The following is a 13904-nucleotide window of genomic DNA, read 5'->3' on the forward strand; positions in this document are numbered from 1 at the left end:
CAAGGCTCTGGTCCGAGACGGGCTGCCGGGACCGGCACGAGACGGACCGGTCATGAAACCCGCTGTACGTACTGTCGTGCAAATTCCGTGTACCGGCCGTACGACCGCTGTAACGCTTCCGCGACGCTTCATTCGCGTACGGTCACGGAACGGGCACCGCGCTTGACGTGTCAGTGCCCTGGGGCAGACTTGGCCGGGAATAGCACATTGGATCTACGACGAAACAGCCGACGAAGCAGCCACCGACGGCGGCGCCGGAGAGGCTACGGGGGACGCGGAACATGAGCCAGGACGGCGCACAGGGCCAGTACGCGGGGCGGGCGCTCGCCGGCGGACGGTACCAACTGCGGGACCTGCTCGGCCAGGGCGGAATGGCGTCGGTGCACCTCGCCTACGACAGCGTGCTCGACCGTCAGGTCGCCATCAAGACGTTGCACACGGAACTCGGCCGGGAACAGGCCTTCCGTGAGCGCTTCCGCCGCGAGGCCCAGTCCGTGGCGAAACTCACGCACACCAACATCGTCTCGGTCTTCGACACCGGCGAGGACGAGCTCGACTCCATGACGACGCCGTACATCGTCATGGAGTACGTCGAGGGCCGCCCGCTGGGCTCCGTGCTCGAGGAGGACATCCGGCAGCAGGGCGCGATGCCCGCCGACAAGGCGCTCAAGGTCACCGCGGACGTGCTGGCGGCGCTCGAGATCAGCCACGAGATGGGCCTTGTCCACCGGGACATCAAGCCGGGCAACGTCATGATGACCAAGCGCGGCGTGGTCAAGGTGATGGACTTCGGCATCGCCCGCGCCATGCAGTCCGGTGTGACGTCGATGACGCAGACCGGCATGGTCGTCGGCACCCCGCAGTACCTCTCGCCGGAGCAGGCGCTCGGCCGGGGCGTCGACGCGCGCTCCGACCTGTACTCGGTCGGCATCATGCTGTTCCAGCTGGTCACCGGGCGGCTGCCGTTCGAGGCGGACTCGCCGCTGGCCATCGCCTACGCGCACGTCCAGGAGGAGCCCCCGACCGCCTCCTCGATCAACCGCTCGCTGCCGCCGGCCGTGGACGCGCTGATCAGCCGCGCGCTGAAGAAGAACCCCAACGAGCGTTTCCCCAGTGCGGAGGCCATGCGCGGCGAGTGCCTGCGGGTGGCGCAGTCCTTCCAGCCGGCCCCGCCGAGCATCGTGCCGGGCGCGCCGGGTCAGAGCGGCTCGGGCGTGGGCTCGGCCGTGTTCCCGCCGGTCGACCAGGCGACCCCGGCGCCGTCGGGCAGCGTCCAGACGCCGTACCAGCCGACTCCGCCGCCGAACCCGTACAGCACGCCGGGCACACCGGCCCCGTCGCCGTCCGCGTCGTACGGATATCCGCAGCAGGGGGGCTACCAGACGCCCGCCCAGACGCCCGCCCCGTCGGCGTACTCGCCGCAGGGCGCGTCGACCCCGCCGCCGTACAACATCACTCCGCAGACGTCCGGTGCGGGCGGCTCGGGGGGCGGCGGGCGGAACAAGCCGGTGATCATCGGTTCCATCGCCGTCTCGGTCCTGGCCGTCGGCGGCCTGGTCGCGGCGCTGCTGATGAACGGCGGAGGAGAAGACGAGGACCCGGAGGCCGGCGGGGGCAACAGCGTCGCGGCGTCACCGAGCAAGGCGCCGGGCCACCGCGGGCCGGACACCTCCAAGACGATCGACAAGGAAGACTGCGAGGAGCCGCGGGAGTCGTACAACGACCCCGACAAGATCCGGCTGCCCAACTTCAAGTTCAAGTACATCGGGTCGGTGAAGGAGTGCCTCCAGGCCGCCGGCTGGGGCGACTTCAAGATCGTCTACGTGGACGAGAACACCTACGGCGAGGGCTCCGTCCGGGAGCAGTTCCCGCCGGCCGATACGGACGTCGACCCGGAGAACATGCCGGAGATCACCCTCAAGGTCTCCACGGGCAACCCGCCCTCCTGACCTCCGCGGCCCGCGGTACGGCGAGCCGCGGCCCGTGACACGGCGAAGGGGCCCGGCATCGGCTGCCGGGCCCCTTCGTGCTGGTCGGTTCGTGCCGTTCGGTTCGTGCTGGTCGGTTCGTGCTGGTCGGTTCGTGCTGGTCGGTCGGGGTCGGGGACGGTTACAGGTACGGACCGCCGGAGCGGCCGCCCAGGTGGGGGTCCTCCGGGTTGCCCTCGCCGACGCCCGGGGGCAGCGCGCGGCGCATCTGCTCGAGCTGGGCGCGCGCCGCCATCTGCTGGGCGAAGAGCGTGGTCTGGATGCCGTGGAACAGGCCCTCCAGCCAGCCCACCAGCTGGGCCTGGGCGATGCGCAGTTCGGCGTCGCTCGGCGTGGCCTCGTCCGTGAAGGGCAAGGAGAGCCGCTCCAGTTCCTCGACCAGCTCCGGGGCCAGACCGTCCTCCAGCTCCTTCACCGAGCTGGCGTGGATCTCCTTGAGCCGGGCCCGGCTGGCCTCGTCCAGAGGAGCCGCTCGTACCTCCTCCAGCAGCTGCTTGATCATGCTGCCGATCCGCATGACCTTCGCCGGCTGTTCGACCTGCTCCGTCACCGGGGTCTCGCGGGAGTCGTCGTCTCCGTCGCCGCCGCTGAGCGCCATGCCGTCCTGACCGACAACCAGGATCTGCGGGTTCTCCGGCGACCGTTCCTTCCTCGGCATCTCCATGCCCTCATTGTCTCGCACACCCGTGGTACGCCTCGGCGGCGCCCCCGGAAGTGACGGCCGGCGCGGGATCCACCCGACGGCGGTATCCGGAATGCCGGGACGATTCGGGAATGCGAGGCTGTTGGGCGTCCATCCGGCCCATCTTGCCGACGGTGCGACCGAGCACCGGCCGGCGCGGGAGGTCACGGTCGTGACTCCATGGCTGCGTGTAGTGGGGGCGACGGTAGTGCTGGGAGCGGGGGCGGCGGTCCTGCCGTACGGCACCGGGACGGGGGTCTCCGGTACGGCGGCGGCCGCGTACGGGGCGCCGGGACACGGGGCCGCGGCCGCGTACGGGGCCGCGCCCGCCTCCCGTTCTCCCTCGGCACCGGCCGCGTCCCCCTCCCCGTCCTCGGCGCGGCCCTCCTCGTCGCCCTCCGGGCGGTCCTCGCGGGACGCGTCCCGGCCGGGCGACGACCGGGAACGGCCCGGCCGGCCCGAGCGGACCGAGGAGTCGCGCGACGCCGGACCGCGCGGGCCGCAGCAGCGGGGCGAGGCCGAGGCGCACGACGAGGGCCCGGGTCCCGACGTCCTCCGGGACGACCGGTCACAGACGCCGTATCCGGACGGCGAGCAGGCCGTGTCCCGGACACCCGGGGGCGGCATGCCGACGTCCCAGGAGGCGGTCCCGGTGCCCTCGGCGACCTCGCGGACGGCGGCACCCGGCACGGTCGCCGGCACCGGGCCCGTCCTGCGCATCCTTCCGCTCGGCAGCGGCCTGGTGCTCATCGGCCTCGGCTTCGGCCTCGCGTTCATCGCCCTGCGCATGCGCCAGGCGTCCGGCTGAGGACCGCCGGAGCCCCCGGGCCGCTCGGCCGGTTCAGCTCGGTGTGACCAGCAGGACCTTGCCGATGTGCCCGCTGTCCTCCACCACGCGGTGGGCGGTGGCCGCGTCCGGCATCGGGATCTCTCGGTCGATCACGGGACGCACGTGGCCGGCGGCGACGAGCGGCCAGACGTGTTCCCGTACGGCCGCCACGATCGCCGCTTTCTCCCCCAGTGGCCGGGCCCGCAGCGAGGTCGCGCTGATGGCGCCGCGCTTGGCGAGGAGGGCGCCGATGTTCAGCTCGCCCTTGACCCCGCCCTGCATGCCGATGATCGCCAGCCGGCCGTTCACGGCGAGGGCCTGGACGTTGCGGTCCAGGTACTTGGCGCCCATGTTGTCCAGGATGACGTCCGCGCCCGCCCCGTCGGTGGCCCGCTTCACCTCGGCGACGAAGTCCTGCTCGCGGTAGTTGATCAGGATGTCGGCGCCGAGCTCGGCACAGCGCTCCAGCTTCTCGGCGGTGCCCGCGGTGACGGCCACCTTCGCGCCGACGGCCTTGGCGAGCTGGATCGCCATGGTGCCGATGCCGCTGGAGCCGCCGTGCACGAGGAAAGTCTCGCCGGGGCGCAGGTGGGCGACCATGAAAACGTTGGACCAGACCGTGCAGACGACCTCCGGGAGCGCCGCCGCCTGGTCGACGGTGAGCCCCTGCGGGACGGGCAGCAGCTGCCCGGCGGGGACGGCGACCTTCTCGGCGTAGCCGCCGCCCGCGAGCAGCGCGCAGACCTCGTCGCCGGCGGCCCATCCGCTCACCCCGGGGCCGAGCGCGGCGATCCGTCCGGAGCACTCCAGGCCGGGGTAGGGGGACGCGCCCGGCGGGGGGTTGTAGAAGCCCTGCCGCTGGAGGATGTCGGCCCGGTTGACCGCTCCGGCCACCACCTCGACCAGGACCTCGCCCTCGCCTGCCACGGGATCGGGCACCTCGTCCCACACCAGAGCCTCGGGCCCACCGGGTTCGGGAATCGTGATCGCATGCATGAGGGGACGGTACTCCTGGGACGACGGAGGCCAGGACGCCTGGGGCGGCGGGAGTCCGGGTTCCTGGGGTGCGGTGTCGGCCATCGGGGCGGCGGGACTCCTGCGCGGCGGAGGAAACTCCTGGGCGTGAGGGGCTCGGATGTGCGGTCGGCGGAAATGTGCGTGCGCGACCGATGAGTTTGCGCGACCGTGTAGGTCTCCCCCTGCGTAGCCCGAGCACGCGGAAGGACCTCAGCATGAGCACCCAATCGTCCGGCCCGGCGATCGAGACCACGGGCCTGGTCAAAACCTTCGGTGAGACACGGGCCGTCGACGGGGTCGACCTCACCGTGCCGGCCGGCACGGTGTACGGCGTCCTCGGGCCGAACGGCGCGGGGAAGACCACCACCGTGAAGATGCTCGCCACCCTGCTGCGGCCCGACGGCGGCGAGGCCCGGGTCTTCGGTCACGACATCGTCCGCGAGGCCGACGAGGTGCGCGGCCGGGTGAGCCTCACCGGCCAGTACGCGTCCGTGGACGAGGACCTCACCGGCACCGAGAACCTGGTGCTCCTGGCCCGGCTCCTCGGTCACCGCAAGGTCGCCGCCCGCACCCGGGCCGCACAGCTGCTGGAGGCGTTCGGCCTCACCGAGGCGGCCGGGAAGCAGGTCAAGCACTACTCGGGCGGCATGCGGCGCCGCATCGACATCGCCGCGTCCATCCTCAACACCCCCGACCTGCTGTTCCTCGACGAGCCGACCACCGGCCTGGACCCGCGCAGCCGCAACCAGGTGTGGGACATCGTGCGCGCGGTCGTCGCCCAGGGCACCACGGTGCTGCTGACCACGCAGTACCTCGACGAGGCCGACCAGCTGGCCTCCCGGATCGCCGTCATCGACCAGGGCAGGGTGATCGCCGAGGGCACCAAGGGCGAGCTGAAGGCGTCCGTCGGCGCCGGTTCCGTCCATCTGCGGCTGCGGGACGCCGAGCAGCGGCCGCTCGCCGCGGACCTGCTGCGCCGGACGCTCGACGCCCAGGTGCAGCTCGAGCCCGACTCCGTGGCGCTCACCGCCCGGCTCGCCACGGCGGCGAGCAACGACACCGCCGCCGAGCAGGCCGCCCGCGCGCTGAACGAACTGGCCCGCGCCGGCATCACCGTCGACAACTTCTCACTCGGCCAGCCCAGCCTGGACGAGGTGTTCCTGGCCCTCACCGGCCGCGACACCCAGCAGCCCCTGCCCGGATCCGACGACGCCCACGACCCGAAGGACGAGGTGGCGGCATGAGCACCACGACCACCGTCGAAAGCGGCGAGCTCGCCCCCGTACGCACCGACTCCCTGGCCGATCTGCTCGTCGCCAAGGAGCGCCCGCCGCGGCCGAGCGCCTGGTCGGCCTCGCTGACCTTCGGCTGGCGCGCCGTCCTCAAGATCAAGCACGTGCCGGAGCAGCTCTTCGACGTCACGGCGTTCCCGATCATGATGGTGCTGATGTACACGTACCTGTTCGGCGGGGCGCTGGCCGGATCGCCGAAGGAGTACATCCAGTTCCTGCTGCCGGGCATCCTGGTGATGTCGGTCGTGATGATCACGATGTACACCGGTGTCTCGGTCAACACGGACATCGAGAAGGGTGTCTTCGACCGGTTCCGCAGCCTGCCGATCTGGCGGCCGTCGACCATGGTCGGCTATCTGCTCGGCGACGCCCTGCGCTACACCCTCGCGTCGCTCGTAATGCTGGCCGTCGGCCTGATCCTGGGCTACCGCGCCCAGGGCGGCGTGGCCGGCGTGCTCGCCGGGATCGCGCTGCTGGTGCTGTTCTCGTTCGCCTTCTCATGGATCTGGACGATGTTCGGGCTGCTGCTGCGCACCGAGAAGTCGGTGATGGGCGTCAGCATGATGGTGATCTTCCCGCTCACCTTCCTGTCCAACGTCTTCGTCGACCCGAGCACCATGCCGGGCTGGCTGCAGGCGTTCGTCAACAACAGTCCCGTCACCCATCTCGCGTCGGCGGTGCGCGGGCTGATGGCGGGCGACTGGCCGGCCGACGAGATCGCCTGGTCGCTGGGCTGGTCCGCGCTGTTCGTGGTGGTCTTCGGGCCGATCACGATGCGGCTGTACAACCGGAAGTAGCGGGCCGGGGCGGCGGTGGACGGAGGGACGCGGCTCAGCCCCGGGGCAGCGGGCGGATGTCGGGGGCGACCTGGGTCCCCGGCGTCGCCCGCACGATCGTGATCAGGCGGTCCGTCAGCTCCAGCGTCCCGACGTCCGGGTCGTCGTAGCCGAGCACCCGGTGCCCGCGTACGACGCTCACCACCAGGTCGGGCGTCTCGCGCGGGGTCTTGCCCACCTCGGCCTTTATGACCGGGCGCTCCACGATGTCGAGCCCGGTCCCCTGCTGGATGAGGTCCTCCATGACCATGCCGGCCGAGGGGCTGAGCACCGAGAGCCCGAGCAGCCGCCCGGCGGCGCTGGCGCTGGTGATGACCGCGTCGGCACCGGACTGCTTCAGCAGCGGCGCGTTCTCCTCCTCGCGCACGGCGGCGACGATCTTCGCGCCCCGGTTGAGCTGCCGGGCCGTCAGCGCGACCAGGACGGCCGTGTCGTCGCGCTGCGTCGCGATGATGATCTGCCGCGCACGCTGCAGTTCCGCCCGTTTCAGTACCTCGCTCCGCGTGGCATCGCCTATGACGCCCGCGAAGCCGTCCGCCGTGGCGGCCTCGATGGCCTTGGCGCTGGGGTCGACCACCACGACCTGCTCCTTGCGCAGCCCCGTCGCGCAGACCGTCTTGATCGCCGACCTGCCCTTGGTGCCGAACCCGACGACAACGGTGTGATCGCGCAACATGGACCTCCAGCGGTTCAGTCGCCACTCCTCCCGGGTGCGTTCGGTGAGGGCCTCGAGGGTGGTGCCGACCAGGATGATCAGGAACGTGACGCGCAGCGGCGTGATGACGAAGATGTTGGTGAGCCGGGCGCCGTCGGTGACCGGTGTGATGTCTCCGTACCCGGTGGTGGAAAGGGTGACGGTCGCATAGTAGAAGGCGTCGAGGAGATCGAGGGACCCGTCGGAGTTGTCGGTGTAGCCGTCACGGTCGGCGTACACGACGAGCGCCGTCACGACCAGCACCACCAGGGCCATCGACAGCCGCTTGGTGACCTGGCGGATCGGATGCTCCACCATTTTCCTCGGGAGTCTCACCCGATGGGTCACCAGATGTTCGTCCGCCTGGCGAGCGATGGCGTCCTGGCCCGGAAGTTTCACGTGAAACACACCCCGATTCCCCCGGACGCCCACGGCAGGTCGATCAGTTCCGCCTCCTCCCCGGGCCCGGAACCGCCGGGGGGTACGACGGCGAGCGCGTCGGCCGCCGCGATGCCCCGCAACATGGCCGGACCGTTGTAGAGCAGCGGCAGCGCCCGGTCGCCGCGCAGGGCGACGGGGATCAGCCGGGTGTCGTGGGGGTGCCCCTGCACCGCGTCCCGCAGCGGCAGCGCGTACGGCTCCGGGGCGGGGCGGGCCGCGAGGGTCCGCAGCAGCGGCTCGGCGAGGGTGAGCAGACCGGAGACGGCGGCCAGAGGATTGCCGGGCAGGCCGACGAGGTGCTGGTTCTCCTTGGTGCGGGCCAGGAGCATGGGGTGGCCCGGACGCACCGTGACGCCGTCCACGAGCAGGTCGGCGCCGATGCGGCGGAGCGTGGGGTGGACGTGGTCGACCGGGCCGGCGGCCGTCCCGCCGGTGGTGACGACGACATCGGCGTCGCAGCCGGTGATCGCCTCGTGCAGCGCCTCCGCGTCGTCCCCGACCCGGCGGACGTCGGTGAGCTCGGCGCCGAGCGCGCGGAGCCAGGGCGGCAGCAGCGGGCCCAGCGCGTCCCGGATCAGCCCGTCGTGCGGCAGTCCCGCGCCGAGCAGTTCGTCCCCGAGGACGAACACGGCGGCGCGCGGGCGCGGAACGGCGACGAGGGAGTCGTATCCGGCGGCGGCGGCCATGCCCAGGACGGGCGGGGTCACCACCGTGCCCACGGGGAGCAGCTGGTCGCCGCTGCGGCATTCCTGGCCGCGGGGCCGGATGTCCTGGCCGTGGCTGACGGTGTGCGGTGACCGGTCGGCGGCCGTGGCGTGCAGCCGCCCCTTGTCGTCGGTGCGTCCGCGTTCGCTGCGGAGCACGGCGGTGGTGTCCGGGGGGATGCGGGCGCCGGTGGCGATACGGACGGCCTCGCCGTCGGTGAGCGGTACGTGCTCGGCGTGCCCGGCCAGGACGCCCTTCTCCCGTACGTCCCAGGGGCCGGGGCCGGAGACCGCCCAGCCGTCCATCGCGGAGGTGTCGAAGGAGGGCAGGTCGGTGAGGGCGGTGAGCGGGGCGGCCAGGGTGAGACCGAGGGCGGAGTCGAGGGGGACGGGCTCCGGGGGCAGATGGCCGGTGCGTCCGGCGGCACCGTGGCGCGGGGCGCGTGCGGCGATGTCCCGTGCCTCGCCCCAGTCGGTGGCGTGGTGGCGCGACGGACGGCCGGTGGGGCCCGGGGCCCGGCCGTCGCCGGGGCGGTCGGATGGTTCCTTCACGAGGGCGAGCGCCTCCTCGACGTCGAGGTCATCGGCGTCCTCATCGGCCCGGGTGGCACGCGCGGTCATTCTGCTTCCGCACGGGTGTCCGCGGTGGCGGCGGAGGATGCGTCCGGGGTGGCCTTGTCCGGGGTGGCTTCGTCCGAGGCGGCCTTGTCCGGGGTGGCTTCGTCGGCCCAGCGTGCGGCCAGGGCCGCTGCCCTGCGGGCGGCCTCGGCCACGGCGTCCCGGTCGCCGCCCGCCCGGGCGGCCGCGTACCCGACGAGGAAGGTGGTCAGCGGAGCGGCGGGCCTGGCCACGCCGTGGGCGGCGTCACGGGCCAGGTCGAGCAGTACGCCGGTGTCGACGTCCAGGTCGATGCCCAGCTCGTCCTTGACTGCGGAGATCCATTCGTCCAACACGTGTCCATGCTCCCTGATGCGTGCCCTGGCAGTGGCGATGTCGTCCCAGGTGTCGCAGTCGAAGGACGCCACCGGGTCGGAGAGACGGGTGAGGCCGAGCGCGCCGGTCAGCCGGCGCAGGGGCAGCCCGGTCAGCTCGCCGTGCCGGCCGGTGAGCTCGGCCAGTCCGCGGCGCAGGGCCGGGGTCCGGTAGGCGGCCACGAGCGGCTGGTCCCGGCCGTCGGAGTCGGTCAGCAGCACACCGTCGGCCGTACCGCGGCGCAGGGACGCCAGCAGCGCCTCGACGGTGGACCGGCCGAGGAACGGCAGGTCGGCGGAGAGCAGCACGACCTGGCCGGCGGTGGTGTGCCGGAGCCCGGCGTCGAGCGCGGCGAGGGGGCCGCCGCCCGGGGGCTCCTCCCGGGCCCAGACCACGGGCCGGGCGGTGGGGCGGGGGCCGGCGACGACCACCGTGGTCGCGGCGCCGGCGCAGGCCGCGAGCACCCGGTCCAGCAGCGCCCGGCCGCCGACGCGCACACCGGGCTTGTCCGCGCCGCCGAGCCGCCGGGCGGCACCACCGGCGAGCACGACGGCGTCGTACGCGGTATCGGAGCCACCAGGAGGGCCGTCGAAGGCATCACCGGGTGGCTGGAACTCGGTCACCCCCCGAGTATGCGTGCCCCCCGCGATCACAGGGAACGCGGGGCGGGCGGACACGGCCCGGGAGTCGGGGAAAGGCCCGCGAAGGGCTGTGCGGTGGACTCAGAGAGTCCGCAGCAGCACCGCCGGCTGCTCCACGCAGTCCGCCACGTAGCGCAGGAAGCCTCCCGCCGTACCGCCGTCGCAGACGCGGTGGTCGAAGGTGAGCGACAGCTGCACGACCTGGCGCACCGCCAGCTCGCCCTCGTGCACCCATGGCTTGGGGACGATGCGGCCGACGCCGAGCATGGCGGCCTCGGGATGGTTGATGATCGGCGTGGAACCGTCGACGCCGAACACGCCGTAGTTGTTCAGCGTGAAGGTGCCGCCGGTGAGGTCCGCGGGTGTCAGCGTCCCGGCCCGAGCGGCCTCGGTCAGCCGGGCGAACTCCGCCGTGAGCGCCTCCGCGTCCCGCGTGTGCGCGTCCCGGACGACGGGGACGACGAGCCCCCGGTCGGTCTGCGCGGCGAAACCGAGGTGCACGGCGCCGTGCCGGACGATCTCCCTGGCCTCGGTGTCCACCGAGGCGTTGAGCTCGGGGAAGCGGTCGAGCGCGGCGGTGCAGATCCGGGCCAGCAGGGCGAGCACGGAGATCTTCGGCCCGCCGGACGCGTTCATCGCCGCGCGGGCCCGCATCAGCTCCGTCGCGTCGGCGTCCACCCAGCAGGTCGCGTCCGGTATCTCGGCGCGGCTGCGGGAGAGCTTGTCGGCGACGGCACCGCGAACGCCCTTGAGGGGGACGCGGGTGGCGGCCGGGGCCTCCGCCGGCGCGGCCACCGCTGCCGGAGTCGCGGAGGTGGTCCGCGGCTCGCCGGCCTCGCGGCCGGTGCGGCCCTGCGTGGCGGCGGCGCGCAGCGCGTACTCCACGTCGGCCCGCAGGATCAGCCCGTCGGGCCCGGAACCGGTCATCTCCCGCAGATCCAGACCGTGCTGCCGGGCCAGCCGGCGCACCAGCGGGGAGATCACGGGGACGGGGCCGTCCGCGGGTGCGGAGGGGGCGCGGTCCCGTGGACCGGCCGGTTCCGTGGGGGTCGTCGCCCCGGTGGGCCTGACCCGCCCGTTCGCCGTGGGAGTGGCGGACGGGGTGGGCGGGGTGGCCGCGGGCCCCGCCGGTCGTATGCGGCGGCGACGGCCCGGTGCCTCGGAGGTGCCGTAGCCGACCAGGACGTTGCCGGAGCCCTCCGTGGCCGGTGCACTGCCGCGTGTCTGCTCCGCGTCCGCTGTGGACGCGGCGTCGGGGGTATCGGCCGTGCCGGCGGTGTCGGTGCCGTGCGCATCGCCGGCCGGGCGGCCCTCGGCCGCCTCGCCCACCGCGACCGTCAGCAGCGGAGCGCCGACGGGCAGCTCCGTGCCCTCGGCACCGAACCGGGCGGTGACCACACCGCCGTAGGGACAGGGCACCTCCACCATCGCCTTGGCCGTCTCGACCTCGACGACCGGCTGGTCCACGGCGACGACATCGCCGACCTCGACCAGCCAGCGCACGATCTCCGCCTCGGTGAGTCCCTCACCGAGGTCGGGGAGCTTGAACTCCAGCACCTGTGCCATCAGCTCTCGGCCTCCCACTGCAGGCGCCCCACGGCGTCCAGGATCCGGTCCACACCGGGCAGGTGGTGGCGCTCCAGCATCGGCGGCGGATACGGCAGGTCGAACCCGGCCACGCGCAGCACCGGCGCCTCCAGATGATGGAAGCAGCGCTCCGTGACGCGGGCCGCGATCTCCCCGCCCGGGCCGCCGAAGCCGCCCGACTCGTGGACGACGACCGCGCGTCCCGTCCGCCGTACCGAGGCGCACACCGTCCCGTCGTCGAACGGCACCAGGGAGCGCAGATCGACGACCTCGAGGTCCCAGCCCTCGGCCCGGGCCGCCTCGGCCGCCTGCATGCAGACGGGTACGGACGGCCCGTAGGTGATGAGCGTGGCACTCCGGCCGGAGCGCCGCACCACCGCACGGCCTATCGGTTCAACGGTTGCCGGCTCCTCCGGGTTCCAGGCGTCCTTCGACCAGTAGAGCCGCTTGGGCTCCAGGAACACGACCGGGTCGTCGGAGGCGATGGCGGCGCGCAGCAGCCCGTAGGCGTCCGCGACGGTCGCGGGCGTGACGACATGGAGCCCGGGAGTCGCCATGTAGTACGCCTCGGAGGAGTCGCTGTGGTGCTCGACCCCGCCGATGCCGCCGCCGTAGGGGACGCGGATGGTGAGGGGCAGCGGCATCTTCCCGCGCGTGCGGTTGCGCATCTTCGCGACGTGCGAGACGAGCTGTTCGAACGCCGGGTAGGCGAAGGCGTCGAACTGCATCTCCACCACGGGGCGCAGCCCGTACATGGCCATGCCCACGGCCGTGCCGAGGATGCCCGCCTCGGCCAGCGGCGTGTCCGTGCACCGGTCCTCGCCGAACTCCTTGGCGAGTCCGTCGGTGATCCGGAAGACACCGCCGAGGGTGCCGACGTCCTCACCCATCACGTGCACCGACGGGTCGGCGGCCATGGCGTCGCGCAGGGCGCGCGTGAGGGCCTGCGCCATGGTGGCCGGCTTGACGGCGACCGTGGTCATCCCTGCACCCCTTCCTGCTCGGCCTCGGCCGCCAGTTCCGCCCGCAGCTGCTCCCGCTGCTCCAGCAGCTGCGGGGTGGGCTCGGCGTACACGTCGGCGAAGAGGTCCATGGGGTCGAGCGCCGGGTCCTCGTTCATGTGTGCGCGCAGGTCGGCGGCCATGGTCTCGGCGTCCCGGCGGGCGGTCTCGGCGCCCGCCTCGTCGAGCAGTCCGCGACCGGTCAGCTCCCGCTCCAGGAGCGCGATCGGGTCGTGCTGCTTCCAGGTCTCGACCTCGGCGTCGCCGCGGTAGCGGGTGGCGTCGTCGGCGTTGGTGTGGGCCTCCACACGGTAGGTGACCGCCTCGATCAGGGTGGGTCCGCCGCCCGCGCGGGCGTGCCGTACGGCGTCGGACAGCACCTCGTGCACGGCCGCGGCGTCGTTGCCGTCGACCAGGCGTCCGGGCATCCCGTAGCCGACGGCCTTGTGGGCCAGCGACGGGGCCGCGGTCTGCTTGGCGAGCGGGACGGAGATCGCGAAGCCGTTGTTCTGGACGAGGAAGACCACCGGGGCCTGCCACACGGCGGCGAAGTTCAGCGCCTCGTGGAAGTCGCCCTCGCTGGTGCCGCCGTCGCCGACCATGGCCAGGGCGACCACGTCGTCGCCCTTGAGGCGGGCGGCGTGGGCGAGGCCGACGGCGTGCGGCAGCTGGGTGGCGAGCGGGGTGCTCAGCGGCGCCACGCGGTGCTCGTAGGGGTCGTAGCCGGTGTGCCAGTCGCCGCGCAGCAGGGTGAGGGCCTCGACCGGGTCCACACCGCGCGCGACGACCGCGAGGGTGTCGCGGTAGCTGGGGAAGAGCCAGTCGCGCTCTTCCAGGGCGAGGGCGGCGGCGACCTCGCAGGCCTCCTGGCCGGTGCTTGAGGGGTAGACCGCGAGACGGCCCTGCTTGGTGAGGGCGGTGGCCTGCGCGTTGTAGCGGCGGCCCTTCACCAGCTCCGCGTACAGCCGGCGCAGCAGCTCCGGATCGGCCTTGGCGGCCGCCTCGGTGCCGAGGACGCGGTACGGCTCCGCGTCCGGCAGCAGGGGCGCGGGGTCGGTACGGGGCTGCCAGGCGGGCGGCGGGGCAGGCCGGTAGGTCCCCCGCTGCTCCATGACCGTCATGACGGCACCTCCTCGTGGGATGTCGGAGGCGCGGCATCTGTGACGCGCCTCACCAACCGATTGTTCGGTCGCCGGCACAATTTGGCTATGGCTGGCACC

12 protein-coding genes are annotated in these 13904 nt (G+C 73.0%); 4 read left to right on the forward strand and 8 right to left on the reverse strand.

Annotated elements, in window-relative coordinates:
- Window positions 1-281 precede the first annotated feature (281 nt).
- Complete coding sequence (locus tag AC5L3C_RS18465; protein ID WP_493649957.1) at window positions 282-1949, forward strand: protein kinase domain-containing protein; 1668 nt, start codon at window positions 282-284, stop codon at window positions 1947-1949.
- A 160-nt stretch (window positions 1950-2109) separates the two neighbouring features.
- Here the strand turns inward: AC5L3C_RS18465 and AC5L3C_RS18470 are convergent, their stop codons facing one another.
- Entirely contained in the window at window positions 2110-2652 is a 543-nt protein-coding gene (locus AC5L3C_RS18470; protein WP_125505290.1) for a bacterial proteasome activator family protein, read from the reverse strand.
- A 190-nt stretch (window positions 2653-2842) separates the two neighbouring features.
- Between AC5L3C_RS18470 and AC5L3C_RS18475 the strand changes: the two genes are divergently transcribed.
- Complete coding sequence (locus AC5L3C_RS18475; RefSeq protein WP_493649958.1) at window positions 2843-3478, forward strand: hypothetical protein; 636 nt, start codon at window positions 2843-2845, stop codon at window positions 3476-3478.
- Between the two features lie 33 nt (window positions 3479-3511).
- Here the strand turns inward: AC5L3C_RS18475 and AC5L3C_RS18480 are convergent, their stop codons facing one another.
- The gene (locus AC5L3C_RS18480; protein WP_493649959.1) at window positions 3512-4495 is read right to left on the reverse strand and encodes an NAD(P)H-quinone oxidoreductase; all 984 of its coding nucleotides are present in this window, start codon (window positions 4493-4495) and stop codon (window positions 3512-3514) included.
- 236 nt (window positions 4496-4731) lie between these two features.
- Between AC5L3C_RS18480 and AC5L3C_RS18485 the strand changes: the two genes are divergently transcribed.
- Window positions 4732-5760, forward strand: coding sequence for an ATP-binding cassette domain-containing protein (locus tag AC5L3C_RS18485; RefSeq protein WP_493649960.1), 1029 nt, complete (start codon window positions 4732-4734; stop codon window positions 5758-5760).
- The gene (locus tag AC5L3C_RS18490; RefSeq protein WP_493649961.1) at window positions 5757-6605 is read left to right on the forward strand and encodes an ABC transporter permease; all 849 of its coding nucleotides are present in this window, start codon (window positions 5757-5759) and stop codon (window positions 6603-6605) included. The genes AC5L3C_RS18485 and AC5L3C_RS18490 overlap by 4 nt, the downstream gene beginning before the upstream one ends.
- A gap of 34 nt (window positions 6606-6639) precedes the next feature.
- Here the strand turns inward: AC5L3C_RS18490 and AC5L3C_RS18495 are convergent, their stop codons facing one another.
- From AC5L3C_RS18495 to pdhA, 6 genes are all read right to left on the reverse strand, one after another.
- The gene (locus AC5L3C_RS18495) at window positions 6640-7737 is read right to left on the reverse strand and encodes a potassium channel family protein (RefSeq protein WP_493649962.1); all 1098 of its coding nucleotides are present in this window, start codon (window positions 7735-7737) and stop codon (window positions 6640-6642) included.
- Window positions 7734-9104, reverse strand: coding sequence for a molybdopterin molybdotransferase MoeA (locus tag AC5L3C_RS18500; protein ID WP_493649963.1), 1371 nt, complete (start codon window positions 9102-9104; stop codon window positions 7734-7736). The genes AC5L3C_RS18495 and AC5L3C_RS18500 overlap by 4 nt, the downstream gene beginning before the upstream one ends.
- Window positions 9101-10078, reverse strand: a complete 978-nt coding sequence (locus AC5L3C_RS18505; protein ID WP_125505297.1) for an NTP transferase domain-containing protein — start codon at window positions 10076-10078, stop codon at window positions 9101-9103. Before AC5L3C_RS18505 ends, AC5L3C_RS18500 begins: the two co-directional genes overlap by 4 nt.
- A gap of 99 nt (window positions 10079-10177) precedes the next feature.
- Window positions 10178-11662: a dihydrolipoamide acetyltransferase family protein gene (locus tag AC5L3C_RS18510; protein WP_125505298.1), complete on the reverse strand. Its 1485-nt coding sequence runs from the start codon at window positions 11660-11662 to the stop codon at window positions 10178-10180.
- Window positions 11662-12666, reverse strand: a complete 1005-nt coding sequence (locus AC5L3C_RS18515) for an alpha-ketoacid dehydrogenase subunit beta (protein ID WP_125505299.1) — start codon at window positions 12664-12666, stop codon at window positions 11662-11664. Before AC5L3C_RS18515 ends, AC5L3C_RS18510 begins: the two co-directional genes overlap by 1 nt.
- On the reverse strand, window positions 12663-13805 hold the full coding sequence (gene pdhA / locus AC5L3C_RS18520) for a pyruvate dehydrogenase (acetyl-transferring) E1 component subunit alpha (RefSeq protein WP_125505300.1): 1143 nt from the start codon (window positions 13803-13805) through the stop codon (window positions 12663-12665). The genes AC5L3C_RS18515 and pdhA overlap by 4 nt, the downstream gene beginning before the upstream one ends.
- Window positions 13806-13904 lie beyond the last annotated feature (99 nt).

The sequence above is a fragment of the Streptomyces speibonae genome (assembly GCF_984686075.1).